Source organism: Streptomyces sp. NPDC092370 (genome assembly GCF_044755265.1).
GTDB lineage: Bacteria > Actinomycetota > Actinomycetes > Streptomycetales > Streptomycetaceae > Streptomyces.
The window spans coordinates 853951-878336 of sequence record NZ_JBIVQO010000001.1 but is presented as its reverse complement, the minus strand read 5'-3'; the positions used below and the strand labels follow the sequence as shown (position 1 = coordinate 878336).

At 72.5% G+C, this 24386-nt stretch carries 25 protein-coding genes and 1 pseudogene; 15 read left to right on the top strand and 11 right to left on the bottom strand.

Going from position 1 to position 24386, the window contains the following annotated elements:
• Positions 1-4 precede the first annotated feature (4 nt).
• Complete coding sequence (locus tag ACIQHQ_RS03945) at positions 5-1114, bottom strand: exo-alpha-sialidase (RefSeq protein WP_402609798.1); 1110 nt, start codon at positions 1112-1114, stop codon at positions 5-7.
• Positions 1115-1232: 118 nt separating this feature from the next.
• Between ACIQHQ_RS03945 and ACIQHQ_RS03940 the strand changes: the two genes are divergently transcribed.
• Positions 1233-1835 carry a hypothetical protein gene (locus tag ACIQHQ_RS03940; protein WP_402609795.1) on the top strand — a complete coding sequence of 201 codons (603 nt, stop codon included), beginning with the start codon at positions 1233-1235 and terminating at the stop codon, positions 1833-1835.
• A gap of 71 nt (positions 1836-1906) precedes the next feature.
• Here ACIQHQ_RS03940 and ACIQHQ_RS03935 read toward each other — a convergent pair whose 3' ends face one another.
• Positions 1907-2140 (bottom strand): hypothetical protein, encoded by a 234-nt coding sequence (locus ACIQHQ_RS03935; protein WP_402609793.1) that lies wholly within the window; start codon positions 2138-2140, stop codon positions 1907-1909.
• A gap of 58 nt (positions 2141-2198) precedes the next feature.
• Here ACIQHQ_RS03935 and map point away from each other — a divergent pair, with 58 nt between their 5' ends.
• Positions 2199-3056, top strand: a complete 858-nt coding sequence (gene map, locus ACIQHQ_RS03930; RefSeq protein WP_402609791.1) for a type I methionyl aminopeptidase — start codon at positions 2199-2201, stop codon at positions 3054-3056.
• Between the two features lie 169 nt (positions 3057-3225).
• Positions 3226-3873 carry a heme oxygenase (biliverdin-producing) gene (locus ACIQHQ_RS03925; RefSeq protein ID WP_402609789.1) on the top strand — a complete coding sequence of 216 codons (648 nt, stop codon included), beginning with the start codon at positions 3226-3228 and terminating at the stop codon, positions 3871-3873.
• 373 nt (positions 3874-4246) lie between these two features.
• Here ACIQHQ_RS03925 and ACIQHQ_RS03920 read toward each other — a convergent pair whose 3' ends face one another.
• A complete protein-coding gene (locus tag ACIQHQ_RS03920) occupies positions 4247-4891 on the bottom strand; it encodes a PhzF family phenazine biosynthesis protein (RefSeq protein ID WP_402609787.1) in 645 nt (214 codons plus the stop codon).
• A gap of 201 nt (positions 4892-5092) precedes the next feature.
• Here ACIQHQ_RS03920 and efeO point away from each other — a divergent pair, with 201 nt between their 5' ends.
• The 4 genes from efeO to ACIQHQ_RS03900 all read left to right on the top strand — a co-directional run bounded on the left by efeO (position 5093) and on the right by ACIQHQ_RS03900 (position 9462).
• Entirely contained in the window at positions 5093-6241 is a 1149-nt protein-coding gene (efeO, locus tag ACIQHQ_RS03915) for an iron uptake system protein EfeO (RefSeq protein WP_402609785.1), read from the top strand.
• Between the two features lie 11 nt (positions 6242-6252).
• A complete protein-coding gene (efeB, locus tag ACIQHQ_RS03910; protein ID WP_402609783.1) occupies positions 6253-7488 on the top strand; it encodes an iron uptake transporter deferrochelatase/peroxidase subunit in 1236 nt (411 codons plus the stop codon).
• A gap of 4 nt (positions 7489-7492) precedes the next feature.
• Positions 7493-8326 carry an iron uptake transporter permease EfeU gene (efeU, locus tag ACIQHQ_RS03905; protein ID WP_402609781.1) on the top strand — a complete coding sequence of 278 codons (834 nt, stop codon included), beginning with the start codon at positions 7493-7495 and terminating at the stop codon, positions 8324-8326.
• 143 nt (positions 8327-8469) lie between these two features.
• Positions 8470-9462 carry a hypothetical protein gene (locus ACIQHQ_RS03900; protein ID WP_402609779.1) on the top strand — a complete coding sequence of 331 codons (993 nt, stop codon included), beginning with the start codon at positions 8470-8472 and terminating at the stop codon, positions 9460-9462.
• 33 nt (positions 9463-9495) lie between these two features.
• Here ACIQHQ_RS03900 and ACIQHQ_RS03895 read toward each other — a convergent pair whose 3' ends face one another.
• Positions 9496-10236 carry a bifunctional DNA primase/polymerase gene (locus ACIQHQ_RS03895; protein WP_402609777.1) on the bottom strand — a complete coding sequence of 247 codons (741 nt, stop codon included), beginning with the start codon at positions 10234-10236 and terminating at the stop codon, positions 9496-9498.
• A 209-nt stretch (positions 10237-10445) separates the two neighbouring features.
• Between ACIQHQ_RS03895 and ACIQHQ_RS03890 the strand changes: the two genes are divergently transcribed.
• Entirely contained in the window at positions 10446-11303 is an 858-nt protein-coding gene (locus ACIQHQ_RS03890) for a glycerophosphodiester phosphodiesterase (RefSeq protein ID WP_402609776.1), read from the top strand.
• On the opposite strand, the gene ACIQHQ_RS03885 is transcribed toward ACIQHQ_RS03890, so the two are convergent.
• The gene (locus ACIQHQ_RS03885; RefSeq protein ID WP_402609774.1) at positions 11282-11923 is read right to left on the bottom strand and encodes a TetR/AcrR family transcriptional regulator; all 642 of its coding nucleotides are present in this window, start codon (positions 11921-11923) and stop codon (positions 11282-11284) included. The genes ACIQHQ_RS03890 and ACIQHQ_RS03885 overlap by 22 nt on opposite strands.
• Positions 11924-12028: 105 nt before the next feature.
• Between ACIQHQ_RS03885 and ACIQHQ_RS03880 the strand changes: the two genes are divergently transcribed.
• Both ACIQHQ_RS03880 and ACIQHQ_RS03875 read left to right on the top strand, forming a co-directional pair.
• Complete coding sequence (locus tag ACIQHQ_RS03880; RefSeq protein ID WP_402609772.1) at positions 12029-12235, top strand: DUF6243 family protein; 207 nt, start codon at positions 12029-12031, stop codon at positions 12233-12235.
• 132 nt (positions 12236-12367) lie between these two features.
• Positions 12368-13738, top strand: a complete 1371-nt coding sequence (locus tag ACIQHQ_RS03875) for a S28 family serine protease (RefSeq protein WP_402609771.1) — start codon at positions 12368-12370, stop codon at positions 13736-13738.
• Between the two features lie 398 nt (positions 13739-14136).
• On the opposite strand, the gene ACIQHQ_RS03870 is transcribed toward ACIQHQ_RS03875, so the two are convergent.
• The 3 genes from ACIQHQ_RS03870 to ACIQHQ_RS03860 all read right to left on the bottom strand — a co-directional run bounded on the left by ACIQHQ_RS03870 (position 14137) and on the right by ACIQHQ_RS03860 (position 18183).
• On the bottom strand, positions 14137-15120 hold the full coding sequence (locus ACIQHQ_RS03870; protein WP_402609770.1) for a small ribosomal subunit Rsm22 family protein: 984 nt from the start codon (positions 15118-15120) through the stop codon (positions 14137-14139).
• Positions 15121-15757: 637 nt separating this feature from the next.
• A complete protein-coding gene (locus tag ACIQHQ_RS03865) occupies positions 15758-16936 on the bottom strand; it encodes a serine hydrolase domain-containing protein (protein ID WP_402609768.1) in 1179 nt (392 codons plus the stop codon).
• A complete protein-coding gene (locus ACIQHQ_RS03860; protein ID WP_402609766.1) occupies positions 16879-18183 on the bottom strand; it encodes a multidrug effflux MFS transporter in 1305 nt (434 codons plus the stop codon). The genes ACIQHQ_RS03865 and ACIQHQ_RS03860 overlap by 58 nt, the downstream gene beginning before the upstream one ends.
• An 85-nt stretch (positions 18184-18268) precedes the next feature.
• Between ACIQHQ_RS03860 and ACIQHQ_RS03855 the strand changes: the two genes are divergently transcribed.
• Both ACIQHQ_RS03855 and ACIQHQ_RS03850 read left to right on the top strand, forming a co-directional pair.
• Positions 18269-19303 carry a Gfo/Idh/MocA family protein gene (locus tag ACIQHQ_RS03855; protein WP_402609764.1) on the top strand — a complete coding sequence of 345 codons (1035 nt, stop codon included), beginning with the start codon at positions 18269-18271 and terminating at the stop codon, positions 19301-19303.
• A 48-nt stretch (positions 19304-19351) separates the two neighbouring features.
• Positions 19352-20182, top strand: coding sequence for an SDR family oxidoreductase (locus ACIQHQ_RS03850; protein ID WP_402609762.1), 831 nt, complete (start codon positions 19352-19354; stop codon positions 20180-20182).
• Between the two features lie 295 nt (positions 20183-20477).
• On the opposite strand, the gene ACIQHQ_RS03845 is transcribed toward ACIQHQ_RS03850, so the two are convergent.
• Together ACIQHQ_RS03845 and ACIQHQ_RS03840 are read right to left on the bottom strand one after the other, a co-directional pair.
• A complete protein-coding gene (locus ACIQHQ_RS03845; protein ID WP_402609760.1) occupies positions 20478-21464 on the bottom strand; it encodes an aldo/keto reductase in 987 nt (328 codons plus the stop codon).
• A gap of 59 nt (positions 21465-21523) precedes the next feature.
• Positions 21524-21850: a nuclear transport factor 2 family protein gene (locus tag ACIQHQ_RS03840; RefSeq protein WP_402609758.1), complete on the bottom strand. Its 327-nt coding sequence runs from the start codon at positions 21848-21850 to the stop codon at positions 21524-21526.
• Between the two features lie 156 nt (positions 21851-22006).
• On the opposite strand from ACIQHQ_RS03840, the gene ACIQHQ_RS03835 reads away from it, so the two are divergent.
• From ACIQHQ_RS03835 to ACIQHQ_RS03825, 3 genes and pseudogenes are all read left to right on the top strand, one after another.
• Positions 22007-22564, top strand: coding sequence for a DoxX family protein (locus ACIQHQ_RS03835; protein ID WP_402609756.1), 558 nt, complete (start codon positions 22007-22009; stop codon positions 22562-22564).
• 45 nt (positions 22565-22609) lie between these two features.
• On the top strand, positions 22610-22966 hold the full coding sequence (locus ACIQHQ_RS03830; RefSeq protein ID WP_402609754.1) for a MazG-like family protein: 357 nt from the start codon (positions 22610-22612) through the stop codon (positions 22964-22966).
• Positions 22967-23003: 37 nt separating this feature from the next.
• Positions 23004-23550: pseudogene (locus tag ACIQHQ_RS03825) on the top strand (ATP-dependent helicase); the annotation flags it as partial.
• Between the two features lie 22 nt (positions 23551-23572).
• On the opposite strand, the gene ACIQHQ_RS03820 reads toward ACIQHQ_RS03825, so the two are convergent.
• Positions 23573-24358: a hypothetical protein gene (locus ACIQHQ_RS03820; protein WP_402609752.1), complete on the bottom strand. Its 786-nt coding sequence runs from the start codon at positions 24356-24358 to the stop codon at positions 23573-23575.
• Between the last annotated feature and the right edge of the window lie 28 nt (positions 24359-24386).

The following is a 24386-nucleotide window of genomic DNA, read 5'->3' as shown; positions in this document are numbered from 1 at the left end:
CGGCTCAGGTCAGCTCCGTCACGGGCACCCGCCGGAAGGTGATCGTCTCGTAGGCGCCGAAATCGCCGGTCTCGTAGAGCAGGCCCACGGTGTCCGCGTCGATGTGCACGAGATCCGAGTAGGCGGCGGGCAGGCCGTCCACCGTGTACGCCGGGCGCCAGGTGGTGCCGCCGTCGGTGGAGACGCGGATCGTCATCAGGGCGCGGAAACCCGGGTCGGCGGGGCCGGAGCAGAGCAGCAGGCCGGGGTCGTGGAGCTGGAGGACGGCGGCCTGGCAGACGGGGGCGACGAGTCCGGCCTGCGGGCGGAAGGGCTTCACCAGGGTCTGTCCGCCGTCGGCCGAGTGGGCGTCGGCCCGCGTGCCGGGAGAAGGCGAGTCGTTGCGGGTGTTGAAGTAGACGCGGCCGTCGGGCAGTTCGGCGGCGGTGGTCTCGTTGGCGTTGATGTAGCCGTCGGTGTTGTCGTCGACGTAGCCGATGCGCCAGGTCGCTCCCCGGTCGTCGCTGAGCAGGCAGTGGCCGCCGTTGTACCGGCCCTCGGTGCCGTTGTCCGTGCCGGTGGGCGGCAGGGAGTGGTTGGCGGGGACGACGACCCTGCCGGTGCTCAGCTGGATGGCGTGGCCGGGGGTGGTGGCGTACCAGCGCCACTCGGGCCGCTTGGTCTCCCGGGTGATCTCCCTCGGCGCCGACCAGGTGCGGCCCTCGTCGTCGCTGTGCCGCACCCAGACCCGGCGACCGTTCACCGCGCTCACCGTGCCGCGCCGGATGGCGTCCTCGGTGGCGGCGGCCGCGTTGCGCACGTGCACGAGAAGGACGCGGCCGGTGTCGAGGACGACCGGGGCCGGGTTGCCGGCGAGGGCGTCGCCGTTGCGCGCGGCGACCTGGAGCGGGCCCCAGGTGCGGCCGCCGTCCGAGGAGCGTTTGAGTACGACGTCGATGTTCCCGAAGTCCTCCCGGGAGCCGACGCGGCCCTCGCAGAAGGCGAGCAGGTCACCGATGGGGGTGCCCCCGCTCGAGCGGAGCCGAGAGCGGGGGACGGTGACGACGACGGCGGGGATACGGAAACTGGCGTACCCCTCCTGTCCGGCGCGGAAGGGGACGCTGGTCTCGGTCATCGGCGGGTTCCTCCGGTCGTTCGACAGGGGTACGCGTGACCGGTCGGTCTACCCAGGCCGGGCGAATGCGCGGTGAACTCCACGTCACGAGTGACCGGCCGGGGCAGGATGCGGTCCCATGGATGCGGTACGGGTCGCGCTGCTGCGGGAAGTGCTCGCCGGGACGGAGTGGCTGGTGGCCACTCGGCGGTTCGCGGGGGCGCTGCGCGGCTCGGTGGTGTCGCACGGGGGCGCGCTGCTGCTCGTCGGCACCCCGGAGTACGAGCCCTGGCATCTCGCCGCTCATCTGGTGGACGAGGCCGCCTGGTCGGGCACGCCGGAGCTGGCCCCGACGCTGGTACGGCACGCCGCCCGCCCTTCGGATCCGGCGCATCTGGCGGTCGGTCTGGGCCGGCTGGAGGCGGCCCGGCGGGGCGAGACCCTGCTGGTGGTCGCCCCCGGGAGTCCCGCCGCACCACTCCTCGAACGGGTGTCCGACGCACGCCGCGCCGGTGCGACGGTCCTGGCCCTCGGCCCGGGCCGGGGGGATCTTCCGTCCGTGGCGCACGAAACCCTGCCCGTCCCCGACGGCTCGGAGCTGGACCTCGACACGGTGCAGCACCTGGTGAGCGCCGCGGCCGGGGAGAACGCCCTGCCGACCCCGCGGGGGCGACACCGTTTCCGGGACCGGATGGCGCGGCTGGCGGAACACCTGACGGCACCGCCACCGGCCCGCTGGTGACCCGGGAGCGGCCCCGGACGTCACGGGCGCCCGGGGGCCGCGGCAGCCGCGGCCCCCGGGCGCGGGTGGGATCAGTTCTCGTCGTCCCGGCTGCCCGCCGGGGCGTCGTGCCACTTGGGGTCGTTCTCCCACTGGAGGTTGCGCTCACGGGCGGTCGCCATCGCGTGCTCGGCCTCCGCGCGGGAGGCGTACGGCCCGAACCGGTCCTTGTTGGGGCACTCCGGCCCCTCCTCGACCTTCTTGTGCTCCAGGCAGTAGTACCACTCACCCGGCTTGCCGACCGTCCGCTTCTTGAACAGGGCCATGACCAGCTCCTCTCGCCTTCGACATGTTCCCCCATGGCCGCTGGTTAGACTCGCTGGCATGTCTGGCCAGTCGCTGCTCGTACCAGGGGAGCTGTCCCCCACCCGTTCCGTGCCCGGAAACATCCGCCGTCCCGAGTACGTCGGCAAGCCCGCGCCGACGCCGTACACCGGACCGGAGGTGCAGACGCCCGAGACGATCGAGGCGATGCGCGTGGCCGGCCGGATCGCCGCCCGGGCGATGGCGGAGGCCGCGAAGCTCATCGCCCCCGGGGTGACGACCGACGAACTCGACAAGGTGGCGCACGAGTACATGTGCGACCACGGCGCCTACCCCTCGACGCTGGGTTACCGCGGCTTCCCGAAGTCGCTGTGCACGAGCGTCAACGAGGTCATCTGCCACGGCATCCCGGACTCGACCGTGCTGCGCGACGGCGACATCGTCAACCTCGACGTGACGGCGTACATCGGCGGGGTGCACGGCGACAACAACGCCACGTACCTGGTGGGTGACGTCGACGAGCAATCGCGGCTGCTGGTGGAGCGGACCCGGGAGTCCCTGGATCGGGCCATCAAGGCGGTCAGGCCGGGCCGGCAGATCAACATCATCGGCCGGGTCATCGAGTCGTACGCCAAGCGCTTCGGCTACGGCGTGGTCCGGGACTTCACCGGGCACGGCATCAACTCGTCGTTCCACTCGGGCCTGATCATCCCGCACTACGACAGCCCGCACGCGACGACGGTCATCCAGCCCGGTATGACGTTCACGATCGAGCCGATGCTGACCCTGGGGACGCACGAGTACGACATGTGGGACGACGGCTGGACGGTCGTGACGAAGGACCGCAAGCGGACGGCCCAGTTCGAGCACACGCTGGTGGTGACGGACACGGGCGCGGAGATCCTCACGCTGCCATAGACCATCCCCCGCAGACCACCGCCCGGCCCGCTCTCCCCGGAGAGCGGGCCGTTTTTGCTCGCACCGGGTCCGCCGTCCGGGTTTTTACCGACGCCCCGTCGGGAAGTTTACCGACATCCGGTCGGCAAGAGGATCGGCTCAGGTGACCCCAACCTCGGAAAGCGGGCCCATGGAACCCTTCTCGACGCTCCTTCGGACCGCCTCCCGCGAGCAGCACGAGGAGGTCAGCAGCTCGACCTTCATCAGCGACCTGCTGGCGCACAGACTGGGGGTCGACGCGTACGCGCGCTACACGGAGCAGCTGTGGTTCGTGTACGGCGCGCTGGAGTCCGGCGCCCGGCAGCTGGCCGGTGACCCGGTGGCCGGCCCCTTCGTCCGCCCGGAGCTGTTCCGCGTGACGGAGCTGGAGCGGGACCTCGAGCATCTGCGCGGCCCCGGCTGGCGCGGGACGGCCGACGCGCTGCCTGCCACGCTGAAGTACGCGGAGCGGATCACCGCATGCGCCCGCACCTGGCCGGCCGGCTACATCGCCCACCACTACACCCGCTACCTCGGCGACCTCTCCGGCGGGCAGATCATCCGCGACACGGCCGAGAAGACGTGGGGCTTTTCGAAGAAGGGCGACGGGGTCCGCTTCTACGTCTTCGAGGAGATCCCCAACCCGGCCGCCTTCAAGCGGACTTACTGCGCACTGCTGGACGCGGTGCCCGGTGACGAACTGGAGCGGCAGCGGATCGTGGCCGAGTGCAAGCGGGCGTACGGGCTGAACAACGAGATGTTCGAAGCGCTGGCCGAGGAGTTCCCCCTGACGGCGTGAACGGGCGGGGCCCCACCCGCGCGCGGCGGGGGGTCCCGGATGCCGGCCCGGGTCTCAGCCGGTCCTGTGCCGCTCGATGTCCTGTGCCGCTCAGATGCCGAACGGGCCGTTGTGGCAGACGGCCCCGCCCCGCTCGATCCCGGCGGTCTCGGCCTCGAGCGCGCCGGAGTACGGGCCAGGTCCTTGCGGTACTCCTGACCTTCGTCGACGGCGGAGGCCGCCGCCGCACCGGCGGCGGTGAGGGTGACGAGGGCCAGATCGGATCGAATGCACCTGAGAGTCCCCTCGCGGTGGCGCCAGGTCACGCCCAGAGGTCCGCGTGCGCCGCCTCGCACACACGCTGTGCCACCCGTACGGACGCGGTCCGCCCGGGTCAGCGTTCCAGGTGGACCCGGCCGCCGACCTCGGTCCACCCGCCCGGCTGGGGCGCGGTCAGGATCTGCGAGCCCGCGCCCTGGGTGATGTTGAGGGCCCGGCCGAGCCGGTCGGTGAGCAGCAGGGCCGCGGCCCCGGTCGCCTCGTCCTCGTCGATGCCGTCGCCCCGGCCGGGGAAGGCCCGGGCCCGGATCCGTCCGGCGGGCTCGTCCTCCCACGCCCAGGCGTACACCCACTCCCCGGGCGGCGGCACGGCCAGGTCGTCGACCTCGGCGGCCGTGCGGTACTGCCGCAGCGTCCGCGCCGGCACCCACTCCGCGCGGGCCTCGATCCAGCAGAACTCCCCGTCCTGGCGGGCACCGACCACTCCGGCGGGCGTGACCAGCTCGGGCACGTCCAGCAGCCATGCCGCTCCCACGCAGGGATGCCCGGCGAAGGGCAGCCGCAGCGTCGGCGTGTAGATGTCGATCAGTCCGCGCTCGGGGTCGTCGACGAACACGGTCTCGCTGAACCCGACTTTCGCGGCGAACGCCTGCCGCTCGTCCCGCTCAGGCATCACGGACCCTTCGCGCACGACCCCGAGCTCGTTGCCGTACCCACCGTTCGGTCCACAGAAGACGCGCAGCACGTCGTAGTCAGTCACGAGGGGAATTCTCACATCGCCGGAGCAGCCGGGTCGCCCCAGGTGGCAGCACCGCCGGGCAGGGGCGCACACCGGTGACGCAGGAGCGCAGTCGACCTTTGACCCTCCCTTGACCCAATCGTGAGAGCGACTTTGAGCCACTTAGGTAATCCTTATGTGCCGTCTTAGGTGAGCCTCACCTTCCTGCCTCCTGGAGCCCATATGCGACCCGCCCGTCCCGCTTCCGCCGTCATCGCCGCCGCGGCGGCCCTGGCCGCCGTCACCGGCTGCACCGAGAAGAGCGACGCGAAGGACGGCGACCACGTCATCAACGTGACGGCGACGGACGACAAGTGCGAGGTGTCGAAGAAGGAGTTCCCGGCCGGGCACGTCGAGCTGGCCGTCGAGAACAAGGGCTCCAAGGTCACCGAGGTCTACGTCCTCTTCCCCGACGACCGTGTGGTCACCGAGCGGGAGAACATAGGCCCCGGCACCAAGCAGCGGGTCACCGCCGAGGTGAAGGCCGGTGACTACCAGATCGCCTGCAAGCCGGGCATGAAGGGCGACGGCATCCGCCAGGCCGTCAAGGCCACCGGCGGCAAGGCCGTCAAGCGCGACCCGCGTCTGGACAAGGCCGTGGCGGCCTACCGCGCCTATGCGCAAGCCCAGGCCGACGAGACGCTGCCGAAGGCCGGGGCGTTCGCCGAGGCCGTCAAGGACGGCGACCTCGAAGCGGCGAAGAAGGCGTACGCGCCCTCCCGCATCGGCTGGGAGCGCACCGAGCCGGTCGCCGAGTCGTTCGGCGACATCGACCCCAAGGTCGACGTCCGCGAGGACGGTCTGGAGGACGGCCAGGACCCCGCCACCGACTGGACGGGCTGGCACCGCCTGGAGAAGGCCCTCTGGCAGGACAAGAAGATCGGCGACCGCGAGAAGGAACTCGCCGATCAGCTCATCAGCGACCTGAAGGACTGGCAGAGCCGGGTCGGCAAGGCCGAGATCACCCCGACCTCCATGGCCAACGGCGCCAAGGAACTCCTCGACGAGGTCGCCACCGGCAAGGTCACCGGCGAGGAGGAGCGCTACTCGCACACCGACCTGGTCGACTTCAAGGCCAACGTCGAGGGCGCGCAGAAGTCGTACGACCTGCTGAAGCCGGTCGCCGAGGAGAACGACGCGGCTCTCGTCACCGAACTCGACGAGCAGTTCGCGGCCCTGGACAAGCTGCTCGACCGGTACCGCCCGAACACGACGTCGTACGACTTCACCTCCTACGACAAGGTCGGCAAGGCCGACCGCAAGGAGCTCTCGGACGCGGTCAACGCCCTGGCGGAGCCGCTGTCGAAGCTCGCCGCGGCCGTGGTGAAGTAGTCGGGGCCACGATGACGGACGAGACCATGCCCTCCCCCAGCCGCCGTTCCCTGCTCGGCTGGGGCGGCGCCGGCCTGGCGCTCGGCGCGGCCGCGGCAGGCGGCGCGGTGGCGATGGCCCGCAGCGAGGACGACATCGAACCGGCCGGTTCGGCGATCGCCTTCCACGGACCGCACCAGGCGGGCATCGCCACCCCGGTACAGGACCGCCTGCACTTCGCCGCGTTCGACGTGACGACCGACGACCGTGAGGCCTTCGTCCGGTTGCTGAAGGACTGGACGGCGGCCGCCCGGCGCATGACGGCCGGGCACGCCGTCGGCGAGGGCGCCTACGGCGGCCTGGCCGAGGCGCCCCCGGACGACACCGGCGAGGCACTGGGCCTGAAGCCCTCCCGCCTGACCCTCACCATCGGCTTCGGCCCGTCCCTGTTCGAGAAGTTCGACCTCGCGGACCGCCGCCCAAAGGCCCTGGTCGACCTGCCGAAGTTCGCGGGCGACAACCTCGACAAGGCCCGCAGCGGCGGCGACCTGTGCATCCAGGCCTGCGCCGACGACCCCCAGGTCGCGGTCCACGCCGTCCGCAACCTGGCCCGCATCGGCTTCGGCAAGGTCGTCATCCGCTGGTCGCAGCTCGGCTTCGGCAAGACGTCCTCGACGACGCCCGAGGCGCAGACACCGCGCAACCTGATGGGTTTCAAGGACGGCACCCGCAACATCGCGGGCACCGAGACGGACCGTCTGAAGAAGTTCGTCTGGGTGGACGACAAGGACGGTCCGGCGTGGATGCGGGGCGGCTCCTACCTCGTCGCCCGCCGCATCCGCATGCACATCGAGACCTGGGACCGCACCTCGCTCCAGGAGCAGGAGGACATCTTCGGCCGGGACAAGGGCGAGGGTGCCCCGGTCGGCAAGGCCAAGGAGCGCGACGAGCCGTTCCTGAAGGCGATGAAGCCCGACGCGCACGTCCGGCTCGCCCACCCCGACACCAACCAGGGTGCGACGATCCTGCGCCGCGGCTACTCCTTCACCGACGGCACGGACGGCCTCGGCCGCCTGGACGCGGGCCTGTTCTTCCTGGCCTACCAGCGGGACGTCCGCAAGGGCTTCATCCCGATCCAGCGCAGCCTGGCCACGGACGCGCTCAACGAGTACATCCAGCACGTGGGTTCGGCCCTCTTCGCCATCCCGCCGGGCGTTCGCGACAAGGACGACTGGTGGGGCCGGACGCTGTTCTCCAAGGAGGCCTGAGCCCGTGTTCTCCAACTACCTGATCGGTCTGCGCGAGGGCCTGGAGGCGAGCCTCGTCGTCTGCATCCTCATCGCCTACCTGGTCAAGACGGACCGCAGGGACGCCCTGAAGCCCATCTGGGCGGGCATCGGTGTGGCGGTGGCCCTCGCGTTCGGCTTCGGCTGCGCCCTCGAATTCGGCTCCCAGGAGCTGACGTTCCAGGCGCAGGAGGCGCTCGGCGGTTCGCTGTCGATCCTCGCGGTCTGCCTGGTGACGTGGATGGTGTTCTGGATGCGCCGCACGGCCCGTCACCTCAAGTCGGAGCTGCACGGCAGGCTGGACGCGGCGCTGGCGATGGGCACCGGCGCGCTGGTCGCGACGGCCTTCCTCGCGGTGGGCCGCGAGGGCCTGGAAACGGCCCTGTTCGTCTGGGCCTCGGTCCACGCGGCGAGCGACGGCACGCCCCGCCCCCTGCTCGGCGTCGCCCTCGGTCTCCTGACGGCGATCCTCCTGGGCTGGCTGTTCTACCGGGGCGCGCTGCGCATCAACCTGGCCAAGTTCTTCACCTGGACCGGCGGCATGCTCGTGGTCGTCGCGGCCGGCGTCCTGGCCTACGGCTTCCACGACCTCCAGGAGGCCGACTTCCTGCCCGGCCTCACCGACAAGGCCTTCGACATCTCCGGCGCGATTCCCCCGGACAGCTGGTACGGCACACTCCTCAAGGGCGTCTTCAACTTCCAGCCGGACCCCACCACGCTCCAAGTAGCCGTCTGGCTCCTCTACTTGGTGCCGACCCTGGCCCTGTTCCTCGCACCGGCCCGGACCACGGCGCCGGCACCGGCACCGGACAAGGCGTGATGACGCACCGCCACCGGCCCTGAGGCCGGGCGGGCCCGCACCCGGCGGCAGCCGAAGCCCCCGGCCCTCACGCCACCCCCGGCCCGGCCGCCGGAGGCACCCGGTAGGGTTCGCCTCCGGAAAGGGGAAGGTGAAGGTACCCGATGAGCAGGGATCGCGACCCTCGTACGCTCCGCAGGCCCGCCCGGAGCGCCCTCATAGCAACCTCGGTGACCGCTTTGGCACTGACGGCCAGTGGATGTGTCGTGGTGCACGGCGAACGGGAGATCCTCCCGGCCACGACCCGCGCCGAAGCCGCCGAGGCCCTCCAGGAGTTCACGGCCGCGTACAACGAGGCAGACAAGGCCTACGACGGCACCCTGGACGCCGACCACACCACCGGTGCCCTCGCCGACATCGACTCGGCCCGCCTGAAGGCCGGGAAGGCCAACAATCCGGCCGGCAACCCGAACCACACCCCGCTGAAGCTGACCGACGCGAAGTTCACCATCCCCAAGAAGGCCGGCTGGCCCCGCTGGTTCGTCGTCGACGCGGCCGGCAACAAGGGCGGCAGCGCCCGCTGGCTGCTGGTGTTCACCCGCAGCAGCCTCGACGACCCGTTCCAGGTGGCGTACCTGACGCTCGTCGCCCCGGACAAGGTCCCGCAGTTCGAGAAGGACGCCGACGGCTGGGCCGAGCCCGTCCCCGCCGAGTCGACCGACCTGGCCACCGGCCCCGGCGACCTGAGCCGGGCGTACGCGACGTACCTGAAGGGCGGCGGGAAGACCTTCACGGACGGCCCCCACACCAGCCAGTGGCGTGCTCTGCGCCAGAAGAACTCCAAGAAGCCGGGCATGGTCACCCAGTACATCGACGAGCCGCTGACGAACGGTGACTACGCACCGCTGGCGCTGCGCACGACGGACGGCGGGGCGCTGGTGTTCTTCACCACGCGCCACTACGAGAAGCAGACCGCCCACACGGGCACGTCCGTGCCCGCCCCGGGCAAGGACGTACTCGCCCTGACGAAGGGCGAGATCAAGCAGTCCCTCACGATGGAGTTCGTCTCCAACGAGGTGGCACTGGATCCCAAGGGCCGGGGCAAGGTGACCGTCCTGGGCCGGATCCAGGGCCTGACGTCGGCGGAGGGCTCGTAGCTCGGGCCCTCACGGCACGGTCGCCGACCGGCTTCAGTGCCGCCGTGTGGGCCAGGCAGCCCCGCTGGCGTGGTCGGAGTCCTCACCGGCGTACCGTCCGCCGACCTCCGTGAGCACCTCCAGTAGGCTCAGCGGATCCGGCAGCGGGTGCTCGGGCCCGCGCACCCACCGCACCGCCCGCCCCTCACCGGGCAGCCGCGCGGGCGGCACGAGGACGTAGGAGCCCCGGCAGTGCCAGCGCAGCCCGGGGTGCTCGTCCATCGTCTCGGGATGGCAGTCCAGTTCGCACGGCCACCACTCGTCCTCGTCCTCCGGCGTACCGCGCGTGAGGGTGAAGAAGAGGAGACGGCCGTCGTCGCTCTCGGCGACCGGCCCGACCTCGACGCCGGCGGCGAGCAGCCGCTCCAACGCGTCGCGACCGGCATCGAGGGGCACGTCGAGTACGTCGTGCACCATGCCGGTCGCGGTGATGAAGTTGGCCTGCGGCTGATGGCGGGCCCAGCGCTCGATCTGGGCGGGGTCGGTGGTGGACTGCGTCTGCCAGGCGAAGGACACCGGGTGCCGGGCGGGGGTGGGACAGCCGACCCGGTCGCAGGAGCAGCGGTACCCGGACGGGTGGGCGGCGGGCGCGAGAGGCAGTCCCGCGTCGGCGGCGGCGAGCAGCAGGGCCTCACGGCCGCCGTCCCCGGCGGCCTCCTTCGGCCGGCGCCCGGCGCGCAGCCACTGGGTGAATTTGCCCTGCAGGCCGGTCCGGCCGCCGAACTCCGCGCTCATCTATCCCCTCGCCTCGCCGTCGTGCGGAACAGCATGCCTCATGGTCCCATCTTCCCGCGCACCGGGGGGCCAGTGCCCACATCCGGGACAGGAGGGAACGCAACGTACACCGGGCACCCGATGGGAGGAGAACCGGCGAGCCCCGCTCTCCCCCACGATCGGGTGTCATTGCCTGCTTTGCCATGACATGGCGCCCTACCGTGGTCGCCATGGTCACAAGGATCGCGCTGACGGGTCTTGCCTCCGTGGCTTCCGTGGTCTCGCTGACCCTCACGGGACCCGGCGGCCGCGCCCCGACCCCGCTGGAGTGGGGCGCGGGGCCGCTGACCGTGGCGGCCCTGCCCCGGATCACGTATGTCGCGCACCGCGGCGGCGCCCGTGAGGTCCCCGAGAACAGCATGGCGGGGCTGTCCGCCGCCTACGAACGCGGGACGGCGCAGGTGCTCGACTTCGACACCCGGGTGCTGCGCGACGGCACACCGGTGGTGTTCCACGACGAGACCCTGAACCGCACCACCTACCTGGGCGGCGAGGTGCGCGCCATGGACGCCCGGGAGTGGCAGGGCGTACGGCTGCGCCCGAAGGACAGGCTGCCCGGGAGCTGGCGGTCGGAGCGGCCGCCGACGGTCGCCGAGGTGCTGGATCGTTTCGGCGGGCGGATCGTGCTGATGCTGGAGGCGAAGGACCCGCGCGGTCTGGACCGGCTGGCCGAGCTGATCCGGGCCCGCGGCCTGACCCGCTCGGTCTTCGTCAACTCCAACGACCCCGAGGTGGCCCGGCGCGTCCACCGCCTCGGGCTGCTCTCGCAGTTGTGGCGCTCGGCGCAGCAGCTGCGCACGGACCGCCCGGAGCGCTGGCGGTCGTACGTGGACCTGCTGGACGTGGACCACCGTGCGCGCGACACGGATTTGGCGCGCGCGGTGAACTCGGGGATCGCCCGGGTGTGGGCGCACACCGTGGTGACGGACGCGCAGCGGGACCGGGTGCTGGCCCTGGGCTGCGGGGGTGTGATCACGGACGCGCCGGGACGCCTCGCCCGGACCGCTCAGCGCGGGGCCAGGCCGTGAAGGGCGTAGTCGACGAGGGTGTCGGTGTACTCGTGGGAGATCGGGCCGGTGTGCTGGAGCCAGCGCTGGGCGAGCGGGGAGACGAAGAGCTCCAGGGCGATGCGCGGGTCGATCTCGGGCCGCACCTGCCCGGCGTCCTGCGCGGCGCGCAGCCGGGTGATGTAGAGGTCGAGTGAGGGCTGCATCAGCTTGGCCACGAGCTCGCGTCCGAGCTGCTCGTTGACCACACCTTCGGCGGCCAGCGCGCGCGAGGGCGCCTCGAACCTCGGGTCGCGCAGTTCGTCGACGGTGGCCCGCAGGACGGCCTTGAGATCGGCGGCGAGGTCGCCGGTGTCCGGGAAGGTGTGCGGCGCGGGCCCGGCCTCCGGCACGGAGGGTTCGGCGAGGTCGAGGAACGCCTCCATCAGGACGTCCGCCTTGGACGACCACCAGCGGTAGATCGTCTGCTTGCCGACACCGGCGCGGGCGGCGATGCCCTCGATGGTGGTCTTCGGGTAGCCGACCTCGACGACCAGCGCGAGGGCGGCGTCGTAGATGGCGCGGCGGGACTTCTCGCTGCGCCGGGTGGAGTCGGGTGCGGGCTTGCCCGGAGCGGGCTGGGTGGACTTCTGGACGGCCATGGCCCGAATTTATCAGGTTGACAAGACGGAGCGTCTCGCGGACAGTGGAGTGTGTTCACGAGACGAACCGTCTCGTCACGGTAGATGGTCACGAGAGGAGCAGAGATGGCCCGAGGCGGAGCCGGAAACATGCTGGGCGTGGGCGGATCGCGCCGGAACCTCGGCCGCAGGGCGCTGCGCGGCAACGGCCGGGGCGACCGGATCGGCGGCGGTGTCGACCCGCAGGCCCAAAAACGCGAACTGCTGCGCACGCTCCAGGAGAAGCGACAGCGCAAAGCACAGGAGGAGGGCACGGCCGGCACGGCGTCGTGAGCCTCCCCCGTGCAGGGGAGAACGACCCCCCTCGCGCGGGATCCTCCCGGGCCGTCCGGCGGATGTACTGAGGCGGTCGCGACCCCGCGACCGGCGGACACCCGCCCACGGACACCCGGGAGGACCCGGCTCATGAGCGCATGGACCAGACGACGGCTGATCACCTCGGCGGCCACGGCCGTCCCGGCCGCGGGCCTCGCCACCGTGGCGGCCCCACCCGCGCGGGCGTCTGCCGCACCGGCCCGCCCCGGGGACGTCGACGTGGCCGACGTTCTACGGGCCCTGCCCGGACTGCGTCTGATCGAGGAGCGGCAGGACGCCGAACCGGGGTACCGGCACTTCATACTGGGCCTGCGCCAGCCGGTCGACCACACGAACCCCGCCGCCGGCACCTTCGAGCAGCGCCTCACCCTGCTCCACACCGCCGCCGAACGCCCCACCGTGCTGTTCAGCACGGGCTACCAGGCGGTCCTCACCCCACGGCGGACCGAACCGGCGATCCTGCTCGGCGCCAACCAACTCCAGGTCGAGCACCGCTACTTCGGCGCCTCACGCCCCGCGGACCCCTTCTACACCCACCTCACCGTCCGGCAGGCCGCCGACGACCACCACCGCGTCGTGCGGCTCTTCCGCCGGCTGTACCCGGGCGCGTGGATCTCCACCGGCGGCAGCAAGGGCGGCATGGCGAGCGTCTACCACCGCCGCTTCCATCCCCATGACGTGGCCGGCACGGTGGTCTACTCGGCGCCGAACAACGTCGACGACCGGGACGACTGCGCGTACCTCCGCTTCCTGGAGACGGTCGGCACCCCCGCCGGCCGGGAGGCCCTGAAGGCGGCCCAGCGGGCGATCCTGCTGCGCCGGGCCGGCCTCGCCGCCCGCTACGAGGCCTGGGCGGCCGCCACCGGCGACACCTTCCGGCTCGTCGGCGGCGCCGACAGGGCACTCGAAATCGCCGTCCTGCGCGCGCCGTTCATGTTCTGGCAGCGCGGCACACCGGCCGACGTCGCCGCGATCCCCGGCCCCGGGGCGACGGACGACGAGCTGTACACCTGGCTGGACGACACGGCCGGCCTGGCCCTGTACGCCGACACGACCGCCCGGAACTACGTCCCGTACTGGTACCAGATCGGCACCCAGCTCGGGTACGGCACTGTCCCCACCGCCCACCTGGCGGACCTGCTCCGCCACCCCGGCGCCGCCGAGCCGCGCAGTTTCGTCCCCCGGGACATCCCCCTGCGCTTCGACCGGGCCGCCATGCCCGACATCGACCGCTGGGTCCGCCGCCGCGGCAGCCGGCTGCTGTTCGTCTACGGCACCCAGGACCCCGCCGTGGCCGAGCACTTCCACCCCGGCGGTCCCGACGCACGGGTGCTGTGGGTGCCGGGCGGCAACCACGGCGCCGACCTCGCGGACCTGTCCCCCGCCGACCGGACGGCGGCGCAGGACGCGCTGGTCCGCTGGGCGGGTCAGGAGTACGTCACGCACACGCCGGGCACGTGACTTACGTGCCGCGGTGGTTGACCTTGCGCCAGTAGTGGTGGCTGTCCGTCCCGCAGGTGTTCCTGTACGAACCGCCGTCGACACCCTTGAGGTCGCAAGCCCTTGGATCCCTGGTAGCCAGAGGCACAGGCTGGTGGACCTGGCGCCGGCCCACGTGCGGACGTCGACGGCCGACAGGGCCGTGAGGCTCTCGCACCGCGCCGTGGCCGCGACGGTGGACATGCCGTCGCGGCCGACGGCCGCCGTGCCCGCCGCGCCCGGCACGAGTCCGGCCACGGCCAGAGCTGCCGCCACCAGCGGAGCGATCAGCAGTTTCTCGGGAGGGTCCGCCCGTTTCGGTGGTACGCGTTGCTCACGCCCGAGGGCGCGAAATGATCCTGTGCGTACCTGACAGAAGCTCAGGAGGGCGGCCAGGCGTCTCCCCAGTCGGCGTCCCGTGCGGCCTTGTACAGGTCGCCGTGGCGTTTGGTGACGGTGCCGCGACGCAGGGACGGTTCGCTCTCGCACAGGTCCAGGAGGACCTGGCCCTTGCGGATCTGAGGGCGCCGGACGACCCGGGAGGGAGCCGGTTCGACGGGGAAGCGGGCGGCGGCGACGTAGGCGAACTTCTCGTCCTCGTAGGCGAGCGAGCCGCCCTTGACCTGGCGGTGCAGGGAGGAGCGGCTGACCCGGGCGGAGAAGTGGCACCAGTCCGTGCCGGGCGCGATGGGGCAGGCGGCGCTGTGCGGGCAGGGGGCGGCGATGCGGAAGCCGGCGGTGATCAGCCGGTCGCGGGCCTCGATGAGGCGGGCGTAGCCGTCGGGGGTGCCGGGTTCGACGATCACGACGGCCTGCGACGCCGCCGCGGCGGCGTCGACGAGGGCGGTGCGATCGGGGGCGGTCAGCTCGTTGAGGACGTAGGAGACGGTGACGAGGTCCGTGCTCTCGAGGGTGAGAGCCGCCCCGAGCCGGGAGCGCTGCCAGCGCACGTCCCTCAGATCCGGGTTGGCCGCAGCGATCTCGCGCCCCAGGGCGAGCGCGGGCTCGGCCCAGTCGAGCACGGTGACGGGCCGCTGACCGCCCCAGACCGCGCTCACGGCCCAGGCCGCGGCGCCCGTGCCCCCGCCGAGGTCGGTGTGCCCGCCGGGCACCCACGCAGGCGCGGCGTCCGCGAAGGCCGCCAGCGCGGAGCGCACCGCCTCGAAGGTCGCGGGCATCCGGTAGGCGGCGTAGGCGGCGACGTCGGCCCGGTCCCGCAGGATGGGGGCGTCGGTCGGGGTGGTCCCCCGGTAGCTGGCGATCAGCCGCTCGACCGCCTGCGAGGCCTGCCGGGGCGGCAGCCCGTCGAGCAGACCGGCGAGGGCGGCACGGAGGTTTTCGGCCGGGGGCGCGGGGGCGTTCACCCGGCGATTCTACGAGGCGGGCCGGGCCGCCGCCGCGCCCGCCCGGAGGAGGGACCCCGGGCCGGGGCGGCCACCGCGGCCCGGAACGGGAGCCCGTCGAGGCCACCGCTCCAGGCGGCGCGCCCGCCCGGGGGACGAACCCACCGACGCCATGGGGGCAGGGCCGCGCCCGCGGGGGAGATTCCCGCCCGGGCCCCCGCCCCCCCGGCCCCGCGGCCACCGGCCCGACCCCGCTGGCATCACACGGTGCCGGTGCGGGCCTGCTCCAGGGCTTTCGGACGTCCTTGACCTGCACGGTCAGGGAGGCCGTGCGGATGATGTGGCTCACGGCGAGCTTCGGCGGCGCCGTGCTGCCCGGAGCAAGGACCACACCCGCCCGAAAACATTCCCACCCGGCCCCCGACCACCGGCCGACCCCGCTGGCACCACACCTCCCGGAGCAGGGACCACACCCGCCCGAAAACATTCCCCCCCGGCCCCCGGCCCCCGACCACCGGCCGACCCCGCTGGCATCACGCCCCGGGGCCGTCCACGACCGCCCACCCCCGAGGCCGCCGAGGCCGCCGAGGCCGTGAGGTTCAGGGCGTCACCGTCGCCCGACGCGCCGGCTCATCCCTCGCTGGAACCCTCGGAGAGGTCACCGCACCGCCCGCGCCACCCGGGACGCCGCCGCGGCCCTCGGGGCGCTGTCCGGGCGGCGGCGGCGCGGGTGGACCGCGTTGGTGAGGAGGACCAGGAACGTGTCCGTGGCGGGGTCGAGGACGAGGGACGTGCCCGTGAAGCCCGTGTGGCCCGCCGCGCCGCGGCCCGCCAGGTCGCCCATGAACCACGGCTGGTCGAGGGAGAACCCGAGACCCGGCGGGGTGAAGAGCAGCTCGACGAAGTCGGGCCCGAGAATGCGGGCGGGGCCGTGGGAGCCGCCGGCGAGGAGGGTGCGGCAGAACACCGCGAGGTCCCGGCCGGTGGAGAACAGCCCCGCGTGGCCGGCCACGCCCCCCAGCGCCCAGGCGTTCTCGTCGTGGACCTCGCCCCGCAGCATCCCCCGGTCCGCCTTGGCCCACGGCCGCCGCTGATCCTCCGTCGCCGCGGCGCCCGGGCACGGCCCGAAGTCCGTCGAGGTCATGCCCAGCGGCCGGGTGATGCCGTCGTGGACGAGGACGTCGAGGGTGCGGCCGGTGATGCGCTCCAGGACGTACTGGAGAAGGAGCATGTTCAGGTCGGAGTAGCAGTACGCGCCCGGCGCCCCGACCGGCGCCTCCGCCCGCAGCAGAGCCAGCCGCTGGGCGTCGTCGGCGCAGTCGTACAGCGGGAGTTCGGGCCGCAGGCCGGAGGTGTGGGTGAGCAGCTGCCGCACGGTGATGCCGTGCCGGGCGGCCCCCGTGAAGTCGGGCAGGTACGCCCCGACCTTCGCGTCGATGCCGAGCGTGCCACGCTCGATCTGCTGCACGGCGGCCACGGATGTGAACAGCTTGGTGAGGGACGCCAGATCGAAGGGCGTGCCGACGGTCATCGGGACCCGGTCCTCGGAGGGCAGCTCCACCCCGGCGTCGGTGTCGGGGTCGTAGGCCGCGTAGCGCACGGCCCAGCCCGCCGCCTCCTCGACCGCGATCACCGGGCCGCGCCCGACGACCAGGACGGCGCCGGGGGCCCAGGGGCGCTGCCCCGTGGTGAGGACGTGGACCTCCCGCACGAGGTGGCGCAGTTCCGCGGGGTCGAGGCCGGCCCGCTCGGGCGTGCCGTCGCGCAGTCTGGGTGCGCTCAGCTGACTGCTCCCTCCACGCTCGGGCGGCCGTTCTTCTTCTTCCAGGGTCGGCACATTCCCATGAAGCAGGCCAGTGCCACCAGTGCGGCGGCCAGTTGGACGACGGCCATCGGGACGGCGGTGTCCTCCCCGGCGACACCGACGAGCGGGGAGGCGATCGCGCCGATGAGGAAGGAGGACGTACCGAGCAGGGCCGACGCGGAGCCGGCGGCGTGCTTGGTGCGCATCAGGGCGAGGGCCTGGGTGTTGGGCAGGGTGATGCCCATCGCGGACATCAGCACGAACAGCGCGACGGCGACGGGCGCCAGTCCGACCTCGCCGAAGACGCCCAGGGACATCAGCAGCAGCGCGGTCGCGGCGGCGATGACGACCGCGAGGCCGATGCCCAGGACCCGGTCGAGACTGACCCGGCCGACGAGGAGCTTGCCGTTGATCTGGCCGACGACGACCAGCCCGACGGAGTTCACACCGAACAGCAGGCTGAACGTCTGCGGGGAGGCGCCGTAGATCTCCTGGATGACGAACGGTGACGCCGAGATGTAGGCGAAGAGGGCGGCGAAGGCGAAGCCGCCGGTGAGCATGTAGCCGGTGAAGGAACGGTCGGCGAGCAGGGTCCGCATCGCACGCAGGGCCTCGCCGACACCGCCGCTGTGGCGCTCCGCGGGCGCCAGCGTCTCGGGCAGTCGCGCCCACACCAGGACCCCGATCAGCACGCCGATGACGGTGAGAACGACGAATACGCCCCGCCAGTCCGTGACCCGCAGGACCTGCCCGCCGATCAGCGGTGCCACGACCGGGGCGACCCCGGAGATCAGCATGAGGGTGGAGAAGAAGCGGGCCATGGCCATGCCGTCGTAGAGGTCGCGCACGACGGCCCGGGCGATGACGATGGCGGCGGCGCCCGCGAGGCCCTGGGCCAGCCGGCAGGCCACCAGCAGCTCGATGGTGGGGGCGAGGGCGCACAGCACGGTGGCGACGACGAAGACGGCGAGCCCGGCGAGCAGCGGGCGGCGGCGCCCCCACCGGTCGCTCATGGGCCCGACCACGAGCTGCCCGAGCGCCATGCCGGCCAGGCACGTGGTGAGCGTGAGCTGGACGGTCGCGGCCGGCGCGTGCAGGGAACGGGTGACCTCCGGCAGGGACGGGAGGTACATGTCCATCGCCAGCGGAGGCACGGCGGTCAGGCTTCCCAGGAGGAAGGTGACCAGGAGCCCGGTGCGGCGGTGCGCGGTGCGGTCGGGCCGCTCCGTCCCTGCGGCCTCCTGCGCGGTGTTCGATATGGACGCCCCACCCTCGGGCATGAGTCCCTCCCTCTGAATGTCGATCGCCCCCTATGCTCTCAGCCCGTACGGACTGCTCGGGGTCACGAGGTGGAGGCGGGACGCGATGACGGTGGACACGGTGCGGTGGGGGATCCTGGCGACCGGAGGGATCGCGGGCGCGTTCACCGCGGATCTGATCGACCTGCCGGACGCGGAGGTCGTGGCGGTCGCGTCGCGGTCCGAGGCGTCGGCGAAGACGTTCGCGGAACGGTTCGGGATACCCCGGGCCTACGGTGACTGGAACGCGCTCGCGCAGGACGAGGACATCGATGTCGTCTACGTCGCCACCCCGCACACCGCGCACCGGGCCGCCGCCGGACTGTGTCTCGCGGCCGGGCGGCACGTGCTGTGCGAGAAGCCCTTCACGCTGAACCTGCGCGAGGCGGAGGAACTCGTCGCGCTGGCGCGCGAGCACGGGCGCTTCCTGATGGAAGCCATGTGGATGTACTGCAACCCGCTGGTGCGGCGGCTGAAGGCGCTGGTCGACGACGGCGCGATCGGCGAGGTGCGCAGCGTCCAGGCCGACTTCGGGCTGGCCGGCCCGTTCCCGCCCTCGCACCGGCTGCGGAACCCGGAGCTGGGCGGCGGCGCGCTGCTCGACCTGGGCGTGTACCCGGTGTCGTTCGCCCAGCTGCTGCTCGGGGAGCCGTCGGGCGTCGCGGCGCGGGCGGTGCTCTCCGAGGAGGGCGTCGACCTCCAGACGGCGGCGGTGCTCTCCTTCGACAGCGGCGCGCTCGGCTCGGTGCACTGCTCCATCGTGGGCGGTACGGCGACCTCCGCCTCGGTCACCGGCTCGAAGGGCCGGATCGACATCCCGCACGGTTTCTTCTTCCCGGAGGGTTTCGTCCTGCACCGGGACGGCCGCGACGCCGAGGAGTTCACCGCCGACCCGGCGGACGGCCCCCGCAACAGCATGCGCCACGAGGCGCTGGAGGTGATGCGGGCCGTGCGCGCCGGTGAGACGGAGTCCCCGCTGGTGCCGCTCGACGGCACGCTCGCCGTGATGCGGACGCTCGACGCGATCCGGAACCACGTCGGCGTCCGCTACCCGGGCGAGACCCCGGACGAGGACCTCACGACGGAGCTCACGCCGGCTTGAGCCCTGGTCCCGCAGCGTGTGGATGCGGCTCCCGTACGCTGCGGGCGCATGAATGCCAAGCACAATGCGATCGCGGTGGTGACCGGGGCGGGTTCCGGCATCGGCCGGGCGGTCGCCGTGGAACTGCTGCGCGCGGGCTGGTCGGTGGCACTGGCGGGCCGGCGCGTCGAGACGCTGGAGGAGACGGCGGCCCTGGCGCCCGAGGGCCCACACGGCGGCACGAGCGGGGGCACGGCCGGGAGGGCGACCGGGGGCACGGCCGGGAGGGCGACCGGGGGCGCCGCTCTCACCGTACGGACGGACGTCTCACGCCCCGAGGATGTGAGCGCCCTCTTCGCCGCGACCGTCGAGCGCTTCGGCCGGGTCGACCTGCTGTTCAACAACGCGGGCACGTTCGGGCCGGGTGGCGTGCCGGTCGAGGAGCTGCCCTATGAGGCGTGGCGGCACGTGGTGGACACCAACCTCAACGGGGCGTTCCTGTGTGCGCAGGCGGCGTACCGGCAGATGAAGGAGCAGGACCCGCAGGGCGGCCGGATCATCAACAACGGCTCGATCTCCGCCCACACGCCCCGCCCGCTGTCGGTGGCCTACACGGCGACCAAACACGCCCTGACGGGCCTGACGAAGGCCCTCTCTCTGGACGGGCGGCCGTACCGGATCGCCGTCGGGCAGATCGACATCGGCAACGCGGCCACCGACATGACGTCCCGTATGCAGACGGGTGCCCTCCAGGCAAACGGGGAAGTCGCCCCGGAACCGGTCATGGACGTCGCGGACGTGGCCCGCACGGTGCGGCACATGGCGGAGCTGCCGCTGGAGGCGAACGTGCAGTTCGCGACCGTACTGGCGACGGCGATGCCGTACGTCGGACGCGGCTGAGCACGCGACGGAGTTCGTCAACTCGTCAACCTGCACAACCGGAATACAAACGTCCGCCCCATTGCGGCCGATAGGGAGCCTATGCTCAACTCTTCTACACGAAAGCTTCACAGTTGGAGCAGACGGCTTCCGCAGGCCACATCCAGGGGGGCGGCGGCAGTCGTTCCACCGCACCGGGTGGGGGTGGACTTCGCGAGGGACCGCGAAGTACGCACCGGTGCGCGTGGAACGGCTGCCGCACACGCCAAGGACCGGACGCCCGGCGTTCAACGACTGGCCTGAGGTCGCACCAGGATCACCGCCCGAGCAGCCGGTCGACCTCTGCGAGCTGCGCGCCGGTCAAGGCCCCCTTCTCCAGGGCGCCCGCGTTCTCCTCCGCCTGGGCGACCGAGCGGAAGCCGGGGATGGGAACCGTGCGCGGGCTGCTCGCCCACAGCCAGGCCAGCGCGCCCTGGGCGAGCGTGCGGCCCTCGCTGGTGAGGACCTCCCTGAGAGCGTCGACACGGGCGAGCCACTCCGGGTCGGCGCCGGACCCGTCGCCGAAACCCGGCAACCAGGCCGGTGGCCTGCTGCGGATGTCCCCGGCCTCCAACCGCTGCCCCTCCCGGCGCTTCCCGGTGAGCAGCCCCATGGCGAGCGGACTGCGGTTGATGCTCGCGAGGCCCGCCTCCTCGCACAGCCGCAGCATCGCGGGCGCGTCCTGGAGGACGTTGAGCGCGTGCTGGACGGCGGCGCAGTGCGGCCCCTCGGCGAACACGGCGGCGCGTGCGGGATCGTCGGTGCTCCACGCGTAGGCCCGTATCAGTCCCTCGCGGACCAGTTCCTCGCACGTGTCCCGGAGCAGTGCGGCGCGCTCGGGGTCCGTGTCGGAGAGGTGGAACTGGTAGAGGTCGACGTAGTCGGTGCCGAGCCGGCGCAGGGACGCGGTCAGGGCGCGGCGCAGATAGGCCGGGGAGTCGTCGCCGCCGGTGAGGGTGCGTGTCTCCTCGTCGAACACGTTGCCCCACTTGGTGGCGACGACGACATCCGCCCTGCGCTTGCCGAGGGCCCGGCCCAGCACGCGTTCGCTGTGCCCGGCCCCGTAGGTGTCGGCGGTGTCGAAGAAGGTGACGCCCCGGTCGAGGGCGCCCCGCACCGCCCGCACCGACTCCTCGTCGTCGACCTTGCCCCAGCCGAGCGGCTGCCCGTCGAGGGCCTGCCATTCACCGCCGATCGCCCAGCAGCCGAAGCCGAGTGCGCTCACCTCGATGCCGCCGCGTCCCAGCGGCCGTGTGGTCTCCATGCCGGGAGAGGCTAGAAGTTGGAGCGCACACGAACACAAGCCCCTGCGGGAAAGGGGTTTCAGGCCTGCCCGGTCTCGAAGCGCGTGATCCGGCCGTCGTCGTCCACGGTGAAGCTCCACCGGGTGCGCATCTCGCCCCAGGTGTCGTTGCTGTAGCGGGCGATGAGGGAACGGCCGCCGTTGGACTCGTTGTCGACCTCCATGTGGCCGTGGGAGGAGAAGATCTCCCGCTCCACCCAGTCGGCGAGGTCCCGCTCGGAGCCGTCGTCCGTCATGGTCGCGCCCGGCGCGAGGAGCTCCATGAAGCTCTCGCGGTCGTGGTTGTTCACGGCGGCCACGAAAGCACGGACGGCCGGATCGCTGAGGCGCGTGGTCTGAATCGTCATACGAGCCAGCCTCGTACCGGCCACCGCCCCACGCCACCCGTGCCACCCGAACGGCGTCCCGGGCGGCTCCGCCGGGTGTCGCCCGGGGTCGCGGGTGCGACGGTGGAACCCGACGGGGGATGCCCTTCTGTTCTGCTGTCCGCTCCGGGAGACGACGTGACGCGTAACGACCGACGTGATCTGGGCCTGCTGCTGCTCCGGCTGGGGGCGGGGGGTGTGCTGGCCGCCCACGGCGCGCAGAAGCTGTTCGGCTGGTTCGGCGGGCACGGCATCGAGGGCACCGGCCAGTTCATGGAGTCCGTCGGCTACGCCCCCGGCAAGGCGAGCGCGACCGCAGCCGGCCTCGCGGAGACCGGCGGCGGTGCCCTGCTGGCCCTGGGCCTGGCCACCCCGGCCGCGGGTGCGGCGGCGGCCGGCGCGATGGCGGGCGCGGCGGCGGTGCACGCCCCGAACGGCTTCTTCAATCAGGGCGGCGGCTACGAGTACGCGGCGACGCTCGGCCTCACGGCGGCGGGCCTGGCCGTCACCGGCCCGGGCCGCCTCTCCCTGGACCACCTGCTCGGCCACGCGGTCAACCGCGGCTGGATGATCCCGGCGGCCTTCGCGGCGACGGCGGCAGGCACGGCGGTGGTGGTGGGCGCCCGGACGAGGCGCCTGCGGAAGGCGAAGGAAGGAGAGCAGGAGGCGTTGTTCGAGGAGGAGCAGATGGAGTAGCAGCGGCAACGGGGCGTTGTCAGACCCTCGTGCCAGGCTGCGTCCATGAGCGACCGGACGCCACCCGCACCCGACCTCGAATCCGACCTGTGGGCCACCGTCGACGTGTTGACGCAGTGGCTCGACACCAACCGCCCCGTCGAGGGCCGCGAGGGCATCCTCCTGCGCATCCTGAAACTGTCGGAGGAGGTCGGCGAGGTCTCCGAGGCGGTGATCGGGGCGACGGGCCAGAATCCGCGCAAGGGCATCACGCACACGTGGGAGGACGTGCAGGCGGAGTTGTGCGATGTCGTCATCACGGCGTTGGTGGCATTGCGGACGCTGACGCCGGAGGCCCGGGAGGTGTTCGAGGGGCATCTGGAGCGGGTGCGGGAGCGGTCGCTGGGGTCGGCGGTCCAGTGACCGCTCCGCACTCCGGTTGATTCAGAGCCGCTGCTCCGGCATCGACGTCGGCGACCTGGACCGGGGCGTCCGGATCGACGCCCCGGGCTCGGTGTGGCCTCGTTCCTGCAGCGTCTCGGCCGCACCGGCCGGCGGCTCGGTGCCGGCCGCACCTGTCTGCTCCCGGCCACTCGACTCCGGCATCCTCACCGCAGCGGCGCTGCTGCCGCTCTGGTCCGCGGCTGGGTGGAACCGGTTTCGCTCCTCCGGATCCCCGGCACATCGCCGCGCAACGGATGCTGGCGCTATTGCCTCCAGGAGCACCGGGTGGGCGACCGGCTCTGGAAGGAGTGGTGGGGAGCTCTCGGTCCTTTCGGACCTTCCGCCGAGCCGATCTGCGCCACTTGGTCGAGGAGGGCATCCTGGGTCGGGCCGGGCGCATGCTGTTCATCGGCTCCGAGGCAGAAAAGCGCTTCGGCTGCCGGCACTTCACGGACCTCACCGCGGTCTTCACAGCCGCACCGGAATTCACCGTGCTGTCCGGCCGCACCGAGATCGGTACGACGGACCCCGCGCTGCTCACCGACGGGGTCATCGGCCCCCGTGTTGATCAGGCGGTCGGTCCCTTCACAGCGCGTCCAGGGCGCTCACCTTCCACCCGTCGCCCGTGCGGTCCATCGTCATCCGCACCCGGTTCTGGTCCACGCGGGCCCCGGAGACCTGAGTGCTCTCGGTGACCTGGTTGACGAAGAGCAGGACCACGACCTTGTCGGGGGAGGCCGAGACGACGGAGGCGGCCGGGGTGCCGCCGGAGGAACCGGGGGCGGCGACCGTGGCCTTCACCACGCCGTGGTACTTCTGGGCCGTCGGGGCGACCACGGTCTTCGTGGTCTTGCCGTACTCGTCGCGGAAGTCGCCGGTCAGGTGGACACGGGCCCTGGAGAAGTCCTTGTCCAGGCGGCGGTAGTCGTACGACAGGACGATCGGCGCCGCCTTTCGCGCGGCCGCGAGCGCCTCGGCCCGGGCCGTCTCCGTCAGGCGCCCGTCACGGTACTGCCATCCCAGGGCGGCGAGCGCGACCAGGCCCAGGACGAGCAGGACGGCAAGGAGCAAGGTGAGCGGCCTCCGACGGCCGCCGGGGCGGGCCTCGCCCGGTTCCTGTGGCGCGTCTTCCTCGAACGACGCCGGTGACGGCTCCGGCGGGTCGTCCCAGCCGTGCTTCGGGGCCTCGACGAGGACGGTGCGTCCGGCGCGTGGCCGTTCGGCCCGGCGCGGGGACTCCTCGTCGCCGGCCGTCGCCGCGCCCGCTTCACGGTGGCCGCGCTCCGCGCGCTTCGCCGCCGCGCGGGCGGCCGCCGTCATGATGCGCCGGGTGCCCGGAGCGGGGGCGCGGCCGGTGGTCGTCTTCGGCATGGTGGTACTCCTCGTACTGCTCGTCGGT